14 protein-coding genes, 1 tRNA gene and 1 pseudogene are annotated in these 18945 nt (G+C 47.2%); 9 read left to right on the forward strand and 7 right to left on the reverse strand.

All coding sequences use genetic code 11. From position 1 onward, the window contains the following. The first annotated feature begins 199 nt into the window (after positions 1–199). Positions 200–2050: a cation:proton antiporter gene (locus tag ACFPK9_RS02760; RefSeq protein WP_377093078.1), complete on the forward strand. Its 1851-nt coding sequence runs from the start codon at positions 200–202 to the stop codon at positions 2048–2050. Next, positions 2050–2790 carry a class I SAM-dependent methyltransferase gene (locus ACFPK9_RS02765; RefSeq protein WP_377093079.1) on the forward strand — a complete coding sequence of 247 codons (741 nt, stop codon included), beginning with the start codon at positions 2050–2052 and terminating at the stop codon, positions 2788–2790. The genes ACFPK9_RS02760 and ACFPK9_RS02765 overlap by 1 nt, the downstream gene beginning before the upstream one ends. Here the strand turns inward: ACFPK9_RS02765 and ACFPK9_RS02770 are convergent. Beyond that, on the reverse strand, positions 2765–4903 hold the full coding sequence (locus ACFPK9_RS02770) for a transglutaminase-like domain-containing protein (RefSeq protein WP_377093080.1): 2139 nt from the start codon (positions 4901–4903) through the stop codon (positions 2765–2767). The two genes, ACFPK9_RS02765 and ACFPK9_RS02770, sit on opposite strands and share 26 nt — an antisense overlap. A 54-nt stretch (positions 4904–4957) precedes the next feature. Between ACFPK9_RS02770 and ACFPK9_RS02775 the strand changes: the two genes are divergently transcribed. The 5 genes from ACFPK9_RS02775 (at position 4958) to ACFPK9_RS02795 (ending at position 12490) form a co-directional block, all read left to right on the forward strand. After that, the gene (locus ACFPK9_RS02775) at positions 4958–5464 is read left to right on the forward strand and encodes a hypothetical protein (protein WP_377093082.1); all 507 of its coding nucleotides are present in this window, start codon (positions 4958–4960) and stop codon (positions 5462–5464) included. Between the two features lie 224 nt (positions 5465–5688). Then, positions 5689–8169 (forward strand): DUF1592 domain-containing protein, encoded by a 2481-nt coding sequence (locus tag ACFPK9_RS02780; RefSeq protein ID WP_377093083.1) that lies wholly within the window; start codon positions 5689–5691, stop codon positions 8167–8169. A 19-nt stretch (positions 8170–8188) separates the two neighbouring features. Next, positions 8189–9556, forward strand: coding sequence for a DUF1552 domain-containing protein (locus ACFPK9_RS02785; RefSeq protein ID WP_377093084.1), 1368 nt, complete (start codon positions 8189–8191; stop codon positions 9554–9556). Positions 9557–9634: 78 nt separating this feature from the next. After that, complete coding sequence (locus ACFPK9_RS02790) at positions 9635–10699, forward strand: IS110 family RNA-guided transposase (protein ID WP_377092807.1); 1065 nt, start codon at positions 9635–9637, stop codon at positions 10697–10699. 744 nt (positions 10700–11443) lie between these two features. Continuing rightward, the gene (locus ACFPK9_RS02795) at positions 11444–12490 is read left to right on the forward strand and encodes an FHA domain-containing protein (RefSeq protein WP_377093086.1); all 1047 of its coding nucleotides are present in this window, start codon (positions 11444–11446) and stop codon (positions 12488–12490) included. On the opposite strand, the gene ACFPK9_RS02800 is transcribed toward ACFPK9_RS02795, so the two are convergent. Then, positions 12487–13218, reverse strand: coding sequence for a lipoate--protein ligase family protein (locus ACFPK9_RS02800; protein WP_377093087.1), 732 nt, complete (start codon positions 13216–13218; stop codon positions 12487–12489). The two genes, ACFPK9_RS02795 and ACFPK9_RS02800, sit on opposite strands and share 4 nt — an antisense overlap. A 53-nt stretch (positions 13219–13271) precedes the next feature. Here ACFPK9_RS02800 and ACFPK9_RS02805 point away from each other — a divergent pair, with 53 nt between their 5' ends. Together ACFPK9_RS02805 and ACFPK9_RS02810 are read left to right on the forward strand one after the other, a co-directional pair. After that, complete coding sequence (locus ACFPK9_RS02805; protein WP_377093088.1) at positions 13272–14336, forward strand: 3-deoxy-7-phosphoheptulonate synthase; 1065 nt, start codon at positions 13272–13274, stop codon at positions 14334–14336. Between the two features lie 311 nt (positions 14337–14647). Next, positions 14648–14721, forward strand: a tRNA-Gln gene (locus ACFPK9_RS02810). Positions 14722–14954: 233 nt separating this feature from the next. Here the strand turns inward: ACFPK9_RS02810 and ACFPK9_RS02815 are convergent. The 5 genes and pseudogenes from ACFPK9_RS02815 to ACFPK9_RS02835 form a co-directional block, all read right to left on the reverse strand. Then, positions 14955–15980, reverse strand: a pseudogene (locus ACFPK9_RS02815) (tyrosine-type recombinase/integrase); the annotation flags it as partial. Beyond that, on the reverse strand, positions 15981–16163 hold the full coding sequence (locus ACFPK9_RS02820) for an excisionase family DNA-binding protein (protein WP_377093089.1): 183 nt from the start codon (positions 16161–16163) through the stop codon (positions 15981–15983). Then, positions 16156–16689, reverse strand: a complete 534-nt coding sequence (locus ACFPK9_RS02825; protein WP_377093091.1) for a hypothetical protein — start codon at positions 16687–16689, stop codon at positions 16156–16158. Before ACFPK9_RS02825 ends, ACFPK9_RS02820 begins: the two co-directional genes overlap by 8 nt. Before the next feature lie 455 nt (positions 16690–17144). Continuing rightward, entirely contained in the window at positions 17145–17846 is a 702-nt protein-coding gene (locus ACFPK9_RS02830) for an MAE_28990/MAE_18760 family HEPN-like nuclease (protein WP_377093092.1), read from the reverse strand. Then, entirely contained in the window at positions 17843–18874 is a 1032-nt protein-coding gene (locus ACFPK9_RS02835; RefSeq protein ID WP_377093094.1) for a DUF262 domain-containing protein, read from the reverse strand. Before ACFPK9_RS02835 ends, ACFPK9_RS02830 begins: the two co-directional genes overlap by 4 nt. Positions 18875–18945: the final 71 nt, after the last annotated feature.

Raw genomic sequence — 18945 nt, forward strand, 5'->3', positions numbered from 1 at the left:
AGCACACTGTCCAACAGCACCTACCACGTCAAGTTATCAAACCAGTTTTCTTGACCAATACTTCACATTTCCATGCTTTGTATTCACATAGTCCATGCAACATATTAATAATCACCATGAATTCTGTTAGCCTTTTCAGTAGCCACTCACACAATCCTAGTTCATCGTCGCTTGGGCGACCATCCCCACTTTAAATTCCATGTCTGATATCTTCGCAATTAATTTTGGAACCTATGCAACCATCGTACTAGGCCTCGGCATTTTAGCTCAATGGCTAGCTTGGCGCTGCAAACTACCCTCTATTCTTCTCCTCCTCTTGTTTGGGTTTATCTCAGGACAAGTATTTGGAGTGAATATCGACACCTTCCTCCCTGGTGAGTCAGGTGAGTCCATCATCCTCTCACTTGTGGGCCTCTGCGTAGCGATCATCCTCTTTGAAGGTGGAATGACCCTGAAGTTTTCCGAACTGAAAGTAAGTGCTGCTCCAGTCCTACGACTCTGCACCATAGGAGTAGCCGTCTCCTTCGCTCTAACCACAGTCTTCGGCATTTATGTACTAGATTGGAATTGGCGCGTCGCTGCGATCCTAGGATCTATTCTAGTCGTCACAGGCCCTACTGTCATCGCCCCCCTATTGCGACATATTAAGCCGACTCGAAAAATGAGCTCCGTCGTGAAATGGGAAGGAATCGTCGTCGACCCAATTGGTGCAATCATGGCAGTGCTCGCCTTCCAAGCAGCACTCGCAGGCGATGCCGAAAAGGCCCAAATCACCATCCTTTACTCGCTCGGAGTTACCCTTCTGGTCGGCGTCGTACTCGCGTTCCTACTAGCCAAGGTCATTGAATTCCTTCTTAGCAAACACTTAATTCCCGACTTCCTCCACTCGGTATTTTTGCTCTCCATTGTAGCCATCGCATTTACTCTTTCAAATGCAGTGCAAAAAGAAGCAGGCTTATTAACTGTCACTGTACTAGGGATCGCATTAGCCAATCAGAAATCTGTCTCTGTTAAACACGTATTAGAGTTCAAGGAAACGCTCCGCACCTTGATTATATCTATTCTCTTCATCGTCCTCTCAGGAAGAGTTGAAGTGAGCAGTTTACAAGACGCCCTCATACCTGGACTTATCCTGCTCGTTTTCCTCATCGTCATCGTCAGGCCTGCATCCATCTTTATCGCGAACATTGGTTCGAAACAAATCGACAACCATGAAAAAACCTTCCTAGCAGCTCTCGCCCCTCGTGGAATTGTGGCTGCTGCGGTCACCGCCATTTTTGCACTCGAACTCGAACATGCGGCACACCAAATCCCTGGATTCCCCGTCGAAGTGGTTGATCAGGCCAAACTCATGGTGCCGACCGTTTTCATCGTCATTGTCGGAACAGTGACATTCTACGGTCTATTAGCTTCACCTTTAGCCAACAAACTCGGCATCGCCACGAAAAACCCTAGGGGAATTCTCTTTGCTGGGGCTGATGGCTGGATCAGAAAGGTTGCCAAGGCATTGCTCGACGATGGCCACGATGTGCTCCTTTTAGATACCAATTACTCTAACATTGCGGCCGCCTCTATGGATGGCATCCCCGCGAAACGCACTAACATTCTTTCTGAATACAGCATTGAAGAACTAGATTTTGCGGGCTTAGGCCAACTCGTCGCCGGCACTCACAACGATGAAGTCAACAGCCTCGCGGCCAGCGAATTCATGCATATTTTCGAAAGCGCAGACATTTGGCAAGTTGCCCCATTAGATGATAAAAACCATCACACTACCGCTGTCGCATCACATATCAGAGGACGTATTATCTTTGAAGGCAGACCGAACCATAAGGTTCTTTCCCGCCTGAGTGCCGATGGAATGGAAGTGAAAGCTACGACCCTCACTGAGCAATTCACCTACCAAGATTTCTTAATGACCCACCCGGGAGCCATCCTACTCTTTATCGACACACCTGACAGAGGCCTCATCCCAGCATTCGATGACATGAAAGAACCTGGCAACGAATGCACGCTCTACGCATTTATTCACCCCACAGTAGAAGGCTAATGTACCAGTCACTCGAAGCATCACTGCATGATTTATTCTGGGCTAGCGAAAGCCATGCTGATGAATCTCATTTGTTAGAAAACTTCCTCCAGCAGCAAACGGGACCAAGCCTAGAAATCGGCTGTGGTTCAGGGAGACTCATGCTTCCACTTTTAGAAAAAGGCTATCAAGTGGAAGGCGTAGAAATCGCCTCCGATATGGTTGAGCTACTGCATAAAAATGCGAAAGAGCGGGACGTCTCACCCCTAGTCCATCATTGTGCAATAGAAGAATTTCAGCCTACACAGACCTACTCATCTTTCGCCATCCCAGCATTCACGCTACAGCTTCTTTCTAGAGCCTCGGCCCGACAAGTGCTTAGAAAGCTCAGAGACATTAGCTCAGAACAGACGAAACTCTACCTTACGCTCTTCATTCCTTGGGCTGAAATATTAGACGAATTAGAGATTGATACATGGTATTTGGATAAAGAAACCCAGCTTGATTCGGGCCAAACGGCACGCTGTTTCACCAAGCACCAAATTGATCGCCTCCATCAGACTCTCTATCGAGAACATCGCTACGAACTTGCACAACAAACACACCTCTCAAGCCAGACTCTGCAGTGGTACTTCCTACCAGAACTTATCAACTTGTTAGAATCCTCTGGATGGACCTATCAAGAGTACGACGCGGACTTTCAAAAAGGAAATCACGACACAGACGCCAGTGTCATCACAGTTTACGCAACTGCTTCTTAAGTTCTTTTACGATTTCTTTAAGCTCTTGCTGATCCGCTCCCTGATCAAATCTGATAGATTGATGGTAAAGAACAGCACGCTCTACTAAGTCATCATCCACTCCATCTAACTGGGCCAGCTGACCCAACCACAAGCCGTATGGTTCGCCACGTTTGCGCGCACCTACATGCTTTTTAGCTATTTTCTCTAAGTCTAGCAACGGAGTTCTTATCACCTCCCCGCCCCAGCTTTTTGCATAAGCGACTTGCTCGCTCGACTTCGAACGATTCCGCCACAAGCGAATGACTATCCATAAGATAAGTAAGCCCGCCACCAAGCTTCCACGGAAAACCATCTTATCGGTATTCGCTGGATCTTGCCTCCATATGAAAAAGTCTTCTCGCATAAGACTTATTTGCTCACGTAGCCATTCCACCGAATCTAATTCAGCACTTTCACTCACTCCACGCCAGTCAGATGGTGTCGCATCGACAGTCACCCACTTCCCATGCACATAAGCACTCGTCCACGCGTGAGCGTTCGTCCCCCTAACATTCCAACAATCACGCCCCCGCTCTACTCCAGCGTAACCCACACAATACCTCGCCGGAATCCCTGCCTCACGCAGCAACAAAGTGGCAGCCGTTGCATAATATTCACAATGCCCCTTTTTTACTTCGTTCAGAAACCAATCTAACTTCGTCCGCGCTCCATCGTACCCTTTATTCTTAAATCGAGTCGCATACTCGAAATTATTCATAAAATACGACACTGTCCTCGAGATTACCTCCTCCGGACTCTCCGCATTATGCAGATCTAACTCATTCGCAAGCTCTTCAATCACTAAACGCTCATCAGCCGCAATCTCCAAATCAATTTGCTCATTCGGCGGAGCCTCTAACTCGCTGTATGACTTATCGAACCACAGCGTGTAATCGATCAACATATCTCTGTTTACCAGCCGCAGAGCTCCCACAGGGCTCACCTCTGCATACACACCAGGCCCTAATATGTCCGTTATTGCATAAAATCCACCCACCGTGGGCACCACTGCGCTCGACTGACTATGCTTCACCGTGCCGCGAATCTGAACCTCAAGAGCATCACCCTGCCTTACTAGTTCACGATCTTCTGGACGAAAATACGTCACATCGACCCCCGTTTTCCCAGCCACAATCTGCGGCTCACTCGATAGGTAAGCTTCATCCAGATGCTCAAAGCCACCCGCCTTATAGTCATAATCCCAACGCCCCCCATTGTAATTATTAAAGCTAGCCACTTTTAAATAATTCGGAGGTGCATCCGCCCACAAACGCCATTCTATTTTAGGACTCAAGTGCACATCCCCAAGATCTGATAAATGCGAATGCCAATCGTTCATAAATCCAGCACTCGGGCTGCGCAACATCCCCCAATCTAGTCTAGCCTTAGCCCACGCATACGTTGTGCTCATCGTCCGCTGCATCCCCCACGACAACAGCAACACCGCAGGAACCAACCATAGCGCCTTGCCCCAGCTAAGACCCCGCTGCCGAAGAACTGAAAAAAGAGCCAGCAGCATAAAACCACAAAGAACGTACCAGTAATAATCCGCATTCTCCTTCTCGCTACCAGCCGCCGCTAATACAGCAAACAGATAAGGATAACCCGAGTTCACCTGAATCGGATGCACCTCCTTCCCTTCACTCCGATCGATCGCCATCCTCCTTCTACTAAAATAGAAAAAAGCATTCAGGTTCATTTTATCCAATTTCCCATAGCGCTGCACAAACTCAATCGGGAACGCAATCAGTGGCAACCAGCGAATCACATTCAGTGTCCCCATCCTCCCCTCATCCTCAATCCAGCTCAATGCCACCCACAGCGCCATCAATAAAATCGAAAACTGAAACGCCTTTACATGCGCGTTTTCATCAAAATCCCACCGCACTTTTACCACCCTGTACGCCTCCAAAAAAAACGCTAACAACAAAGCCACGAAATAGTTCCCCGTGCTCACCCCCCAAAACAACACCGCCCCACCCGTCAACAAACAAGGTGGCTTAATAATTTTAGGATCAGACCGGAGCACCCAGTAAACCTGCCACAGACAAAATAAAACCTCAACACCTTCTGTATTGAGTGCACTTCTCACTTCTCCACATCCCCCCCTTGACCAAAGCTCAATCTCCCACTACTTAGCATGGCCATGAAATGGATCGCAACCATCTGGGGAATTCTTGGCGTCACGGCGTTCATTGGTACCGCGATTATTCGTCTCTACGAAAAAGCCGCTCTCGCCTTTTCCCCAGCATACGAACTCACCACCATGCATTGGATCATCATGGTCGCGTTCTCCATATTCATGCTCATCGCGGAAGGTTACCGAGGTTTTCAGAAAAAATTCTCACCCCGCACAGCAGCTCGCACCCACTACCTCTTTCAGCACTCCACTCCAAAGCGCCTGCTCCTCGCACCGCTCTTCTGCATGGGTTACTTCGATGCTACTAAAAAAACGCGAATCATCGCCATCAGCCTCACAGCTGGAATCATTTGCTTGATTCTACTCATGCGACTCGTCCCCATGCCGATGCGCGGCGTGCTCGATGTTGGAGTCGTTCTAGGTCTCAGCTACGGCCTACTCTCCTACTTCTGCTTCCTCGTGAAAGTTTTCACGAAAAAAGACCACGGTCATTCCCCTGAAATGCCGCAGTAAAAAGTGCCATTCTCTCTAACCCTAGACCCATCAAGAAACGATTGGGCCTATGCCGTGCAAAAACGCCACACTCTTCAGCGCCCTTATCACGCGTAGTCAACAACCTTTTATTACGCAATATATGTACCATTGCGCAATAATGACCACAGATACTTTTCCGTTGTGATACATTGATATTTATGTAATTAACTTCGTTCCTCCTCATATTCTTTGCCGTCTTACATATGAATATAAACTGGAAGCAACCACTCAAACCACTCACTCTAATTTGTCTAACCTTCTTATCTTCTTGCTCTAAACAAAACGAGAAAGCAGAAACTGAAATCGCGCCTGAATTAGACCCCGTATCCATCGTAGTCACTAACTTCGGACTTGGTACCATTGTCGACGAAATTATCGATGACAGGAAAATCCCTGTCTTTGATTTATTACCCGTTAATGAAAACCCGTCTGAATGGACTCCTTCGGAAAAAATGATCGATGTGATCAATCGTACGCGACCCTTGGTCTTTGTCGCCGGCGAAAATCCAGCTTGGATTGATTCCCTTTCCCAAGAAATTGAAGTCGTCAACCTCCTGCCTGCCGGCGCCGAACCGTTCCAAGTCGCAGCTAGCCCCAGCCAAGCTCTGGTCATCTTCGATGCTATGCAGGACGAGATCGAAGAAACATTTCCTGAGCAAACGATCAAATCTTCAGCCACATCCTTTCAGGAAAAGCTCAAATCCTATCAAGCAAAATGGAATGAACTTCCTGAGTTGGATGAAATGCCCGAGAATATCCAGCTAGGTGCATCTCGCCCAGCGGATACAGAACAGCTACTTCCCCTCATCGAGAGTAACTACCAGCTGCTCAAACAAGCGGCTGAATTCGATCTCAAAAAGATGACCTACGAGGGCGGCATCATCCCCATCCTCGAACGCAAATGCATGGAGTGCCATGATGAAACAACCGAAGAAGGAGACGTAAATTTTGAACTCTATCTCACACAGAGCTCCGCTTCCATGCACCCAGAACTCTGGGAAACCGTTTCTCAAGTCATCAAACTCGGCCAAATGCCACCACCAGACCATGAAGACCAGCTCACCGAAAATGAAATAGAGCGAATCCATGCATGGTCAAATAAGCTCACCGCCAAATGGGACGCAGGTGAAATGGGTGCCGACCCAGGCAAAACTACCATTCATCGACTCAATAAAAACGAGTACAACTACACCATTCGCGACCTCTTTAAACTAAATATCCGACCTGCCGATAACTTCCCTGAAGATGGAGGTGGCGAAGGAGGATTTGATAACAATGCCGACGCCCTCTACCTCCCACCTTTGCTGGTCGAAAACTATTTTAAATCTGCTAGCACCATCGTCGATACCATCTACGCGAACTCTGAAACTCGCTCACGCTACCTTTTCACAGGCCCGAGCCCTAAGCTCCCCTTAGAAAAAGCAGCGCAGACTATCCTCAAATATTGGAGCACTTATATTTACCGTAAGCCGGCTAACGAACAAGAACTCGCCCGCCTAGTCTCCTTATTTAAAGAAGAATACCCCAAGACGAAACGCTTTGACGAGGCCATGAAAATGCCTCTCTACGCCATGCTGATTTCGCCTAACTTTCTTTACAGATCAACTCTAACAGAGGCTCAAGACCAACCATACCCTATCGATGACTTCGAGCTCGCCAGCAAGCTCTCCTATTTCTTGTGGTCCTCCATGCCTGATCGCGAGCTCTTCCAACTCGCGTCCAAAGGTGAACTCTCAAACGAAGACGTTCTAGAAGCCCAAGTCAAACGCATGCTGCTCGATGAAAAAGCCAAAGCACTCGGTATGCATTTCGGCGGCCAATGGTTTGGCTGGGAACTCCTCAGATCCACCGCCAACCCTGATGTTGAGAAATTCCCAGAATTCACCTTCCAGCTCCGCGTCCTCCTCTATCAAGAATCGATGATGTTCTTTAATGAGCTCATCAAAGAAAATGGCAGCGCCTACCAGTTCCTTGATAGTAATTACGCCTATCTCAATGAAACGCTCGCCAAGTTTTATAAAATCCCGGGAGTCTCAGGGAACGAACTTCGCCGCGTGGAATTATCCGACAAAAACCGCGGCGGTGTCCTCGGCATGGGCAGCGTCTTAACAGCCACTTCTCTCTCTCTCAGAACCAGCCCCTCCATCCGTGGAGCCTTTGTCCTAAAAGACATGTTAGGAGTCAACCTGCCAGACGCGCCGATGAACATCCCTCAGCTCCCTGAAGATGACAGAGAGGTCGTAGGCTCGACATTCCGTGAAGTTCTCGACCAACACCGCAATGACCCTAACTGTAAAAACTGTCATGCCGAAATCGACCCAATCGGCTTCGGCTTAGAGTCATTCGACCCAATCGGCCGCTTCAGAACACACAATAATGGTGAACCAGTCGACATCGGCGGCACCCTTCCCGACGGCACAGAATTCACCACTCCATCGGATTTGAAAAACATACTGATAGAGCGCAAAGAGCAGTTCGCCCGCAACATGATCGAAAAAATGCTCTCCTACGCGCTGGGCCGAGACCTCACCCCATTTGACCGACCAGTCGTTAAAAAAATCACAGAAAAAGTCATCGCCGATGATGCGAAAATCCACACTGCATTTATCGAAATCGTAAAAAGCTATCCATTCCGAAACCGCCGTAGTGACGACTACGAACCCAAAACAACAGCACTAAACTAATATGAATTACATCAAACCCATGCGAATTTCTAGACGTCATATGCTCCGCGGTGTTGGAGCTACTATGGCCTTACCATTCTTAGAAGCAATGGGAGCGACGCCCCTCAAATCGCTCGCTGTTGGCCCAGAAGGTCAACCCATTCGTTATGCTGCTATTTTTATGCCAAATGGTGTGAATACGGCACAATTTACTCCCACAGGCTCCACCCTCGACACCTTACCGCCTATTCTCCAACCACTCGGTAGCTATGCCCAACACGTCAACGTCATCACTGGCCTCAAAAATGCCATGGGCGGTCACGCTGGCGGCACCTCTTCATTCCTCACTGGCCAAAGACCCAAAAAGGGCGAAAACCCAGCTGACGTCAATATCGGCAATGCCAGCATCGACCAGATTATCGGCTACGCTGAAAAAGACAGCACAGCCCTCCCGACGCTAGAATTGGCGATGCATACCCCGCGCCGTGGCACCTCTCCCAGTGGACTACCATGGGTCTATGGTAACTGCGTCTCCTGGAGAAATGCCACCACACCAGTGCCTCAGGAAGTCAACCCGATGCGCGCCTTCATGCGCCTCTTCGAAGACGCCAGACTCACTTCCAAACCGTCTAGAACCCGTAAAAAATCCTTCACCCCCACAAAAAGTGTGATCGACTCCGTCCTCGATGACGCCAAGCAACTCCAAAACCGACTTGGCCGAGATGACCAACAAAAATTAGACGAGTATCTCACCACTGTGCGCGACGTAGAAAATCGCATTCTGCGTCAAACCCAACCCAAAGGGCTCAAAATCACCGAAGAAATTCTCGCAGATATCCAGAATACTGAGAAAAAAGTGAAACGCTCTTCCGGCGGTGACGACCTATCAGTAATTCCCAAAATCCCTTTCCCAGAATACACGGAAATGATGATGGATATTATGGCGCTCGCCTTCTGGAGTAACTCGACCAGAGCATCCACCCTAATGTTAGGACACGGTGTCGATCGCCGAAATATGTCCTTCCTAGACGGTGTCGAAGGTGGTCATCACTCGATTTCTCACCATGGGAACAACCCTGAGAAACTGCAACAGCAGGCATTGATCAACACCTTCTACGTCTCCCAGTATACCTATTTCCTCGAACGCCTGCATTCCATGAAAGAAGGCAGCAATAGCGTCTTAGAAAACTCCATCGTCATGATGGGGTCTAGTATCAGTAATGGTCAAAATCACTCCCCTGGTAACGTTCCTATCATTCTTGGTGGTAACGCAGGTGGCAGAATTAAAACTAACAGACACATCAACGGTGCAGGCGCACCGATCGGCACACTCCATCGCTCGGTACTAGACACCTTAAACATCGACGACCAAATCAAAGGTAAAGGCGGAACCCTCCAAGGCATCTAATACCACTTCGCGATTCAAATGAGATAGGATGAGAAGAGAGGTGAGGCCGCGCCATGGTTGCTGGTAAGCTCATGCATTATGGAAAATAACACAAAGCAAGCAACAGTAGTCGGCGTCGACCTCAGTGATAAAAAACATCAAATCTGTGTACTAGACAAGAATGGAGATACCCTTGTCGAAAAAACTATTCCTAATAGCTACGCAGGACTCGATACACTCTGCACGAATTACCCCAATGCACTCATCGCTATGGAAGTCGGAACTCACAGCCCATGGATTAGCAACTATCTCAAAGACCGAGGTCATAGAGTCATTGTCGCCAATGCGCGTAAACTACGCGCCATTTATTGCAACGAACGCAAAAGTGATAAACGAGATGCCCAAATGCTCGCCAAGATCGCGCGCGTTGATACAAGCTTGCTGTACCCTATAGAGCACGGGTCGGTTGATAATCTCGAAAACCGCCAACGTATCGCGATGCGTGACACCTTGGTAAAACGACGTGTTGATCTCATCAACTCTGTTAGGTTTAGCCTTAAAAGCCTTGGGGTACGGCTGATGTCCCCTAGTTCAGCAAGTTTTGCAGGCTATGCAAGAAAAGCACTCGCCACATATCCAACTAAACTTGAGTTAGTAGAACCGCTACTCGTAGTGATTGAAACGATGACTGAGCAAATCAAAGAATCCGATCGCTACCTCAAAGAGGAAATGCTTGAAATGCACCCTGAAGCAAAGCGTTTGATGCAAATACCTGGCGTCGGAGCTCTATCAGCGGTTAGCTTCGTTCTGGCTATAGATGATGCATCTCGTTTTAAAAACTCACGAGATGTAGCTGCCTATTTAGGACTCGTTCCACGAAGAGACCAATCTGGAGATGTCGATAAGCAGCTCTCCATAAGTAAAGCGGGCAACAGGCAGATGCGAACACTACTGGTTCAATGTGCACAGTATATCATGCGCAAAAGCAGCCCTGATAGCGACCTTAAGAGGCATGGTATGCGAATCGCAGAGCGTGGTGGACGAATCGCAAAACGCAAAGCGATCGTCGCTGTAGCACGCAAGTTGAGTGTGGTTATGCTTACACTCTGGCAAAAGCAGATCGATTATCAGCCACTTGTGGCATTAAAAGCAAAAACAGCCTAACAGCTATCGAAAACAAGTTTCAATGAACAACACAAATCGATTTTCCAGAACGACTGCGGGCATATCGTCAACATGCATGAATGTGTAAATGAGAGAGCAGCGTTCTGAAACTTTAAACAACGAAACGGAACCAATCCTGCACCGTAAGCCAAGTAGAGCTTCAATAAGAGTGCGTATAAAAGCCAGATTCCGTTGTTCAACACACTTCATCACAAACCAAATAGAAAGGGACTTCAACTTACCAGTTGACCTCTCTTCACATAAAAGACGAATGACGGTGCAATTTGTTGGGAAATCAAGGCTCTATGAAGAAGCGATGCGAGCATCGTGACTGAAGAGAAACGCTGATTTATCAACAAAGTGCCCGAGACCACTTTTCTTTCGCGGAGCGCAACTCTTCAAGCCACAAAAAAATCATTCGTCTCTTTTTAGAGTGCGATTTGGTATAATACCATGTGGGTAGCCTGAGCCACCAAGAGCCACACAGCAAACTTCTAAGCCGCGATCACCCGGTCGCGGCTTTTTTTGTACCCCACCACCCTCCTCCTTACTCCTTCTAACTTTTTATATTGGCAAGCATCTCGCCATAACCTAACAGTTTTACAGCTCGACTCCTTAAGCTAAAAGAAACTAAAAATAGCTGTAACTACTACAGAATTTTTCCGTATTCTCATTCGGTGGTATTCATTCCACACCAGCTCAATCAGCGAGCGAACACTCATCTAGCACCTGCCAACAATCGTCATGCCAAGAATTATCATTACTGAACCAGGGAAATCCCCACTTCCGTATCGCATTAAGTTAGATCGTACAGAGACCACATTTGGACGTGGTGCTGATTGTAATATCATTCTCGAAGCTGGCTCCGCTTCTACTAATCACTGTGTGATGAAACGAGTAGAAGGTGGCTTCATCCTTGAAGACCTCGGTTCGACAAACGGCATTAAACTCGATGACACTCGCTACAAAATCATCGACCTCTTTGATGGTGAAATCGTCAAAATTGGCGGTGACATCGAAATGGAATACACCCTTTCAGACGAAGAGCTTGCCGAACTCAGCAATGAAGAATTTCAAAGCCACCAAGTGGTACAACTCCCCGACGCCCCAGTCACCCCACTGCCACATGAGCCAGTAGTCAAACAGCCTAGAGCTGAAACCATCGTAGAAGAATATTACGGTGACGAACATGAAGAAAAGAAAAGCTCGAACGTCGGAATAATCATCATCGTAGCAGTCGTCGCACTCGGTCTCGGCTACGGCCTGAACACCTTCATGACTGCCAAGTCTGCTGAAGAAGCGAAAGCTCCAGAACCAAGAGAAACACGCGCGGAACGACTTGAGCGACTGGAACGAGAAGAGCGCGCTAAAGCACAGGCTACTCCAGCCACCCCACCTGTCGCCCCATCTACTCCAGTTCCAGCTAACCCGCCAGCAGTAGCTCCTACTCCAGCACCTACTCCCCCTGCAGAAACACCGGCACAACCAGTGCCAGCTCCTAACAACACACCGGCACAACCAACAACTCCTGCAGCCCCAGCTCCTACGACTCCTCCAACAACCCCTCCCGCTCAGCCGGCAGCTCCGACGACACCTGCTGCCACTCCAACTCAACCGAGCATACCGACTACTCCAGCCTCCACACCGACAGAGGCGCCTAAAGCTCCCACCGAAGCTCCCGCCCCACCAAAGGAAGAACTAGCTAAGCCAGCTGAACCTAAAAAAGAAGTCAAAGAAGAAGAACTCTTCGACCCATTCAAAGGAACCATCGACCCATTCGGAAATAACTAAGGGCGTTTCAGCAACCAGCTCTCTGAGCCATAGCGCTCGGCAACTAACTCACAGACATCGTCTAGCAACTCTGCGGCGATGTCTTTTTTGTGCTCGCGATCAGCCAGATCACCTCTAAAGCTCTGCTGCCATTGCCTCACCTCCTGCACTCCTTGCACACTCCCTTGGTGGAGTAACCCATCGCGGGTACGCCTCTGCCCCGCCCCCGCAAGCTTCTTGCCTCCTGCATCCAGTATGTCAAACGCCACAGGCTTCTCGAAACACGCTCGCGACTCCCCCACCAAATCCTCTTCCACAATGGAGCAAGCGATCCCTACCTCTTGCAAGGAAGCAGCCAGTGCTCGGTGAATGGCAAAATAACTCGCACTCCCGCGCAGCTGCTCCACCACATGCCCTTTCGGAATCAATAAACTATAGGTCTGATCTACTCGGTGATCCACTATCCCACCACCCGTCCAGCGCCGCACATAGTGCAATCCATCCGCAGCAAATGCCCTCTGCGCATCGCTCAACTTCTCAAAATACCCCAAACTCACCGTCGGCTCACTCCATTGATAAAAACGCAACATCGGCCGCTCAGCTAATCCCTCTAATAAAAGCTGATCCACCGCCATGTTCTCTTCCCCGCTCCGTGCAACCGAATCGTAAATCACATCGATGTCAGAAAAAAGTGGCACCCCAACAGCTCTATGTGCACCAATACCATAGGTCAACTCAGATTCAGCCATCTGCCACAAACTAAGACTTGAATCCTCAGCTTATCAGCTCAAAGTCACACGCCGTGAACCATTCCGAAACAGACGACTTACGCATCAAAGCCATTTCACCACTCATTTCACCGGCGGTGCTGTCCTACTACCTTCCTATCACCGACGCTGCAGCCCAGACTGTCACAAAAGCGCGGAAGGAAGCCGAAGATATCCTTCTCGGCAATGACGACCGCGTCCTCGTAGTCGTCGGCCCATGCTCCATCCACGACCCTAGCGCCGCTATCGAATACGCTGAGCGCCTCAAGGAACTCGCTGAGCAATATAAGGACGACCTCTGCATCATTATGCGCGTCTACTTTGAAAAACCACGTACCACCGTCGGCTGGAAAGGTCTTATCAATGACCCGCACCTCGATGGCTCATTCGATATCAACCGCGGTCTCCGCATCGCTCGTGAGCTTCTACTCGAGCTCAACACCATGGGCATGCCGGCAGCTACAGAATTTCTAGACGCCATCTCCCCGCAGTACGTCGCAGACCTCATCTCTTGGGGCGCCATCGGAGCTCGCACCACCGAATCACAAGTCCACCGCGAACTCGCATCCGGACTCTCCATGCCGATCGGTTTCAAAAATGGTACCCGTGGCACCATCCAGATCGCACTCGATGCCATCCAGGCAGCCCAAGGCTCCCACCACTTCCTCTCCGTCACCAAGCAAGGCGTCTCCGCCATCGTCACCACCACTGGTAACAATGCTGGCCACATCATCCTGCGCGGCTCATCCGATGGACCGAACTACGAGAAAGAACACGTCGACGCCTGCGCTAAGCGCCTGATTGAGCGTGGACTCCCTGAGCAACTCATGGTCGATGCCTCACACGGCAATTCGAAAAAGGATTACCGCAATCAGCCAGCCGTCGTTGCTGACCTTTGCGAACAAATCAGCAATGGCTCCAAAGCCGTCGCTTCCGTCATGATCGAGTCCCACCTCATCGAAGGAGCCCAGAAACTTGGCGACGACCCGAGCAAACTCACCTACGGCCAGTCCATCACCGATCAATGCATCGGCTGGCAATCCACCGAGGAAGTCATCGACCAACTCGCCAAGGCTGTAAAAGCACGCCGCGCACTCTAGTTTTAAACAAACAAGAAATAACTATCTCAGCCGAGTAGGTCATTTTCCCACTCGGCTGTTTTTTTACCTAAATTTTTCTCCCAGCCACCAGAACCCCTACTTCAAAACATCCTTTTTGAAGAATCTCCACAGCCTGAACACCTTATAAATACTCAGAAAACACCTCACCACGAGACGCTTTCCCTCAAGCTCCCAAGCGACAAAAAAATCTCCCACTTTTATTAAGTTTTTTGTTGCATCTACTCCTCACTGAGCGTAATCATTCGCCCGCACCCGACGCCCACCAAGGCTAAGGAGCAACACAAACAGATAGGCCTATGGTGTAATGGTAACACTCCGGATTTTGATTCCGTCATTCCAGGTTCGAGTCCTGGTAGGCCTACCACTTCCAAACATAATGTCCAATTGCGACAGGGAGTGACTAACACCGACTGAGCCCTTGTTTTTCAAGGGCTTTTTCGTGTCTAGACCTCTCACATTTTCAGAGTCACTTGCGACACCATGCGACTCGTTTTGCCCCTCTTTGTCAGAAATCTGTGTCAATATATGTATCAATTTCCCAGAGGGAGCAGGAAGCTTTTCAACAGCATCCTGCAGAGGTAGTAAATTTTCATCAGTGTAAACGTTAGCTGTCAGCTTTGCATCACTGTGACGCATCAGAGACTGAGCCACACGCTGACTCACTCCGCTACTCGCGAGCATCGTACAAAATGTGTGACGAAGTGCGTGAAAGTCAGCGTAGCGCCCTAATTCGTCTTCATAAGGTATGCCACAACGCTTCAGATCGCCTTTAAGCACTGGAACGCTTGGAATCACATCAAACACTGTATCCGACAACTTGCAGCCCTTCTGCTGCAATTTATAGCCCTTCAGCGCATCTACCACTGAAGCATGTAGAGCCAAAGTTGCATCTTTTCCATTCTTGGTGGTCGCAGCACGAAGACGCACGCAGCCAACTTCAAGATCAAGATCTCTCCATTGCAACTCAGCTAGCTCAGATCTCCTAATGCCAGTATATGCTGCAACGAAGTAAACTAAGCCTCTGTATTCATCTACTTGAGTTAGAGCTTCTAATTCAACCAACGAAAGAGACCTTCTCTCACGTCTTTTTTTGGCATCAGGTTTCATCTTCTGAACTGAGTCCATTGGATTGAATGCGATTCGCTTATGCTTCACGTGCCATGACATGAACCCCGATAAGATAGACAGATAGTCATTCAGCGTTTTAGAGGATAAATGGCTACTCTCTCTTCTCCACCTCTCAAAACCTTCAGCAGTAACATCCGAAAGGCGAACCCAGTTCATTTTCTTGAACAGCTTAAGCATCCCTTTCTCACTGTTGTACACATAAGCTTTAGACCGATTCATAGCAGTCAGCTCGGCACAAAAATCTTTAACATGCTCAGTAAGAGGACGAGCTTGTTGCTCTATCACAACACGCGAAGGAACCATACCAGCTAACACTTTTTGCTCATACTCGAAAAGTTCACGCCCTTTGCTCTCAGCTACAGTTTTATCACTAGTCTTCAGCGACACCCACTTAGGTGCTGGCATCGGATCAAATCGATACCGAAGATAATAGCTAGAGGATAAAACCACCTTGCCTTTGATTCTTCTTTTTCTCTTCTCTACGCTGAAGATCATTTAGCACCCCTTTTCTACTATTTGTAAAACTTGACTCAACTTTAACTTCACTGACCCTCTAATCTTAATTTTTTCGATAGCTCCTGACGCTATAATTCTTTCAACAGTTCGCACCGAAGAACTCAAAATAGAGGCCGCCTCTTTCTTGGTAATTAATTTTCGGGTATCCATAGTTCTACACATTCATGTATTCGTCTTCTTCAGCGAAGATCATTGGCTTGATCTCTTTTTGAGCTTCAGTAGGAAGTTCATCCCACAGCTCCATCATACGGCACACTGCATCACCATCTCTCTCGTAGTAAGACACTGTTGGACTGTTTGCTGATTTAGCGCCCATTCCCTTCTCAGCTATTTCACGATATAGCATCTCAAGCGGACTCATTTCAGCTGGCATGTACTCCTCTTCAAATTGGAAGAGATAATCTTTTGTTGGAGTGTAGAATCTCGCCATATGATCGCCTGTTACAGATAAGTACTCAGCAATCTTTTTAAAGTGAGTCTCCTTATTGTTAAGAGCTCTAGAAACCGTAGAAGGGCTAATTCTCACTCCATAGTTCTTATCGAGGTAAGCGCTAATTTCACGAACGGACATCGTTCTAGCAGCTACTAGCATGTAGGGTACTAGTTCTGTAGTCTGTCCAATTTCCGGTAGTGAGGTTGTAAGTGCGTGTTTCACGAGGGAATTTCCAATATCTGATAGTTTTTTCATAATCGTTAGAGCGTCAATTAACGTCTTGATGAGACACACATACACGAAAAATATACATATGCGCAACAATAATGAATCAATTAATCAAAAATATGAAACACCTAGACACAAAAAAGCCCCTAATCAAAACATGAATAAAGGCGAAATAAACGCACCAGCTTACTTGTGGTGCTCTCTCAAGATCTAATCGGCATAACGCTCCTAGCAAGCTAGTCGCGGCCTTCGGCACTTATACAATTACCTCTTGAGCTGCGCTCCTCATCCAGCCAAGAGGTAGGTATAAATCTTCGATTTGAATCAAAAAATAGAAGACTCAAAAACGAGGACAGTTACGGTAGTAGTGTGAACTTAAATAGGGCAACTCTTTTAAGTGAAAAAAAAAGACTGCATACCCCATCTGTCCATAAACGAGCATAGATACCCATATAGTTTTATTGAGATATTAATAGGCCTATTCAACTCTCTTCCCTAATATCTATTCGAAACGCTTTACTGTCTAGATATCGGGATATATTACGTAATATGCCCCTTAGATATAAAACAACTTCGTGCTTTGTTTGGCGTAAATCGGACACTGTGTAGTTTCGACCGCATTCAGAAAATGAAACCAGTCCATGCGCTAAATCATTCCTGTGTCTCTTTACCTCATGTAACTTAACACCATTTTTTGCATTTTTATGCACAGTGCTAGAGAATCCATATGTTTCCGAAAAATCGCGAATCTTTCGACCATCAATATTCCCCCCCATAATAACGCCATTACCAAATTCGATTTCTACTATATCATTCGCTAGACTAGTCAAAGAGTTGAAAATTTGCTCTGCACTATTATTTTTGAACTTCTGATGCCCCTCTTGAATCCAGAGTTTTTTTATATGATCACTCGCCTCTGAATACATCATTTTTTCTGCTGAGATCGCATCGAATACTTCAACTAGAGACTGCCTCACCGAAGATTCCACCAGATTATATAAAAGAAGGAAAAGGTTAGACTTTAAAACTTTCACCAGAACTGGATCGACTTTCCTCAAAGTTCTCCCTCTCGCGGTTGCTACCGAAAGCTTTCCATTCTTTTCTTCAATTGCTTCAAGATGTCGAAAATAGATTTCTATTTCCTTGGCTCGTTTCTCAAAGTCTGCAGAGACTGTATTCATCATAAGCCCAACAAGGAATTGTAAACATACTCAATTCTGGCTTTGATAGCTTTAGGAGCATTCTGCCCCCCACCTGTAATTAATTCGAGGAATCTTTTGCTATTAAGCCAATCTACATTTTCAGGGCTCAATTTAGGATTTTCCCGTAAAGCGAGATTAACACCAACAGCAATAGCATCGAATCTAACTCTTGGCGTTTTATTTGAAGTTTTCCCCTTAGTGAAGGCTAACGGCATATGCTTATCTACAAACTCCAGCATGCGATCAAACTCAGAAAACATGAGTTTCTTATCAAATTTTTTATTTTTAGACTCCACGAATTCATTTAGAAAATCGTTCACCCCCGTCTTCACATTTTCATAATTTTCTGAATATGCAAAGAAACGAATTACGAGTTCTTGTGGTTCTCCCCTCATTGAGAGGCGCTCAGTAAACCTCGTATTGCGAATAAATAAAGGGTGTTTGGTGCAATCTCCGTATACAAAGTCAATGAACTTACCACCAAAAATCCCTTTTCGCTTTTCCATATCTTTGAGTAATTCACTACCTGTATTGATTCGCTCAAACATCATAAACCTAACATCTTCATCACTTTTATCCGATAGAGATATCATTCTAATAGTAGAGTTCTCTAGCTTACGCTGACGCCCCTTTGTCAATTGCCGATAAGTAAATCCATTAAGTTCTGTAAGGATCTCCAAACCTTTCAACACTAATTTATCCTGAAAAAAAGCAACAAGAGTTCGCAAACGCTGTGAGCCATCGACGATTTCTAACCGTCCATCGGTATCGGCTGTAAATATGTATGGAATAGGAAGCCCTAATATTACAGATTCAATAAATTTTGACTGACGCAACTCTCCCCAAACAAAATTTCTTTGATACTCAGGTATGAATATATCGTTATCACCATCTTCCTTGCCCTTGAGGTACTTGGAAATCAAAAGTTCTATAGTGAACTCTTTGATGTCGAAATCTACAATCTTCTGTTTCTCAATAATCTGAGATTCTGCATTTTCTATATTTATCATGCCTATGCTTCTTTAAGTAAATCAAGTTGACTTCCTCAAGTTAGATGTATGGAGAAGTATGTCGAATCATT

The organism is Rubritalea spongiae (assembly GCF_042652385.1).
Classification (GTDB): domain Bacteria; phylum Verrucomicrobiota; class Verrucomicrobiia; order Verrucomicrobiales; family Akkermansiaceae; genus Rubritalea; species Rubritalea spongiae.

Bases quoted from the DNA above. Each gene is read 5' to 3' on its own strand.
- ACFPK9_RS02760 (WP_377093078.1), top strand. From the start codon at position 200: ATGTCTGATATCTTCGCAATTAATTTTGGAACCTATGCAACCATCGTA.
- ACFPK9_RS02765 (WP_377093079.1), top strand. From the start codon at position 2,050: ATGTACCAGTCACTCGAAGCATCACTGCATGATTTATTCTGGGCTAGC.
- ACFPK9_RS02775 (WP_377093082.1), top strand. From the start codon at position 4,958: ATGAAATGGATCGCAACCATCTGGGGAATTCTTGGCGTCACGGCGTTC.
- ACFPK9_RS02780 (WP_377093083.1), top strand. From the start codon at position 5,689: ATGAATATAAACTGGAAGCAACCACTCAAACCACTCACTCTAATTTGT.
- ACFPK9_RS02785 (WP_377093084.1), top strand. From the start codon at position 8,189: ATGCGAATTTCTAGACGTCATATGCTCCGCGGTGTTGGAGCTACTATG.
- ACFPK9_RS02790 (WP_377092807.1), top strand. From the start codon at position 9,635: ATGGAAAATAACACAAAGCAAGCAACAGTAGTCGGCGTCGACCTCAGT.
- ACFPK9_RS02795 (WP_377093086.1), top strand. From the start codon at position 11,444: ATGCCAAGAATTATCATTACTGAACCAGGGAAATCCCCACTTCCGTAT.
- ACFPK9_RS02800 (WP_377093087.1), bottom strand. From the start codon at position 13,218: ATGGCTGAATCTGAGTTGACCTATGGTATTGGTGCACATAGAGCTGTT.
- ACFPK9_RS02820 (WP_377093089.1), bottom strand. From the start codon at position 16,163: ATGTGTAGAACTATGGATACCCGAAAATTAATTACCAAGAAAGAGGCG.
- ACFPK9_RS02825 (WP_377093091.1), bottom strand. From the start codon at position 16,689: ATGAAAAAACTATCAGATATTGGAAATTCCCTCGTGAAACACGCACTT.
- ACFPK9_RS02830 (WP_377093092.1), bottom strand. From the start codon at position 17,846: ATGATGAATACAGTCTCTGCAGACTTTGAGAAACGAGCCAAGGAAATA.
- ACFPK9_RS02835 (WP_377093094.1), bottom strand. From the start codon at position 18,874: ATGATAAATATAGAAAATGCAGAATCTCAGATTATTGAGAAACAGAAG.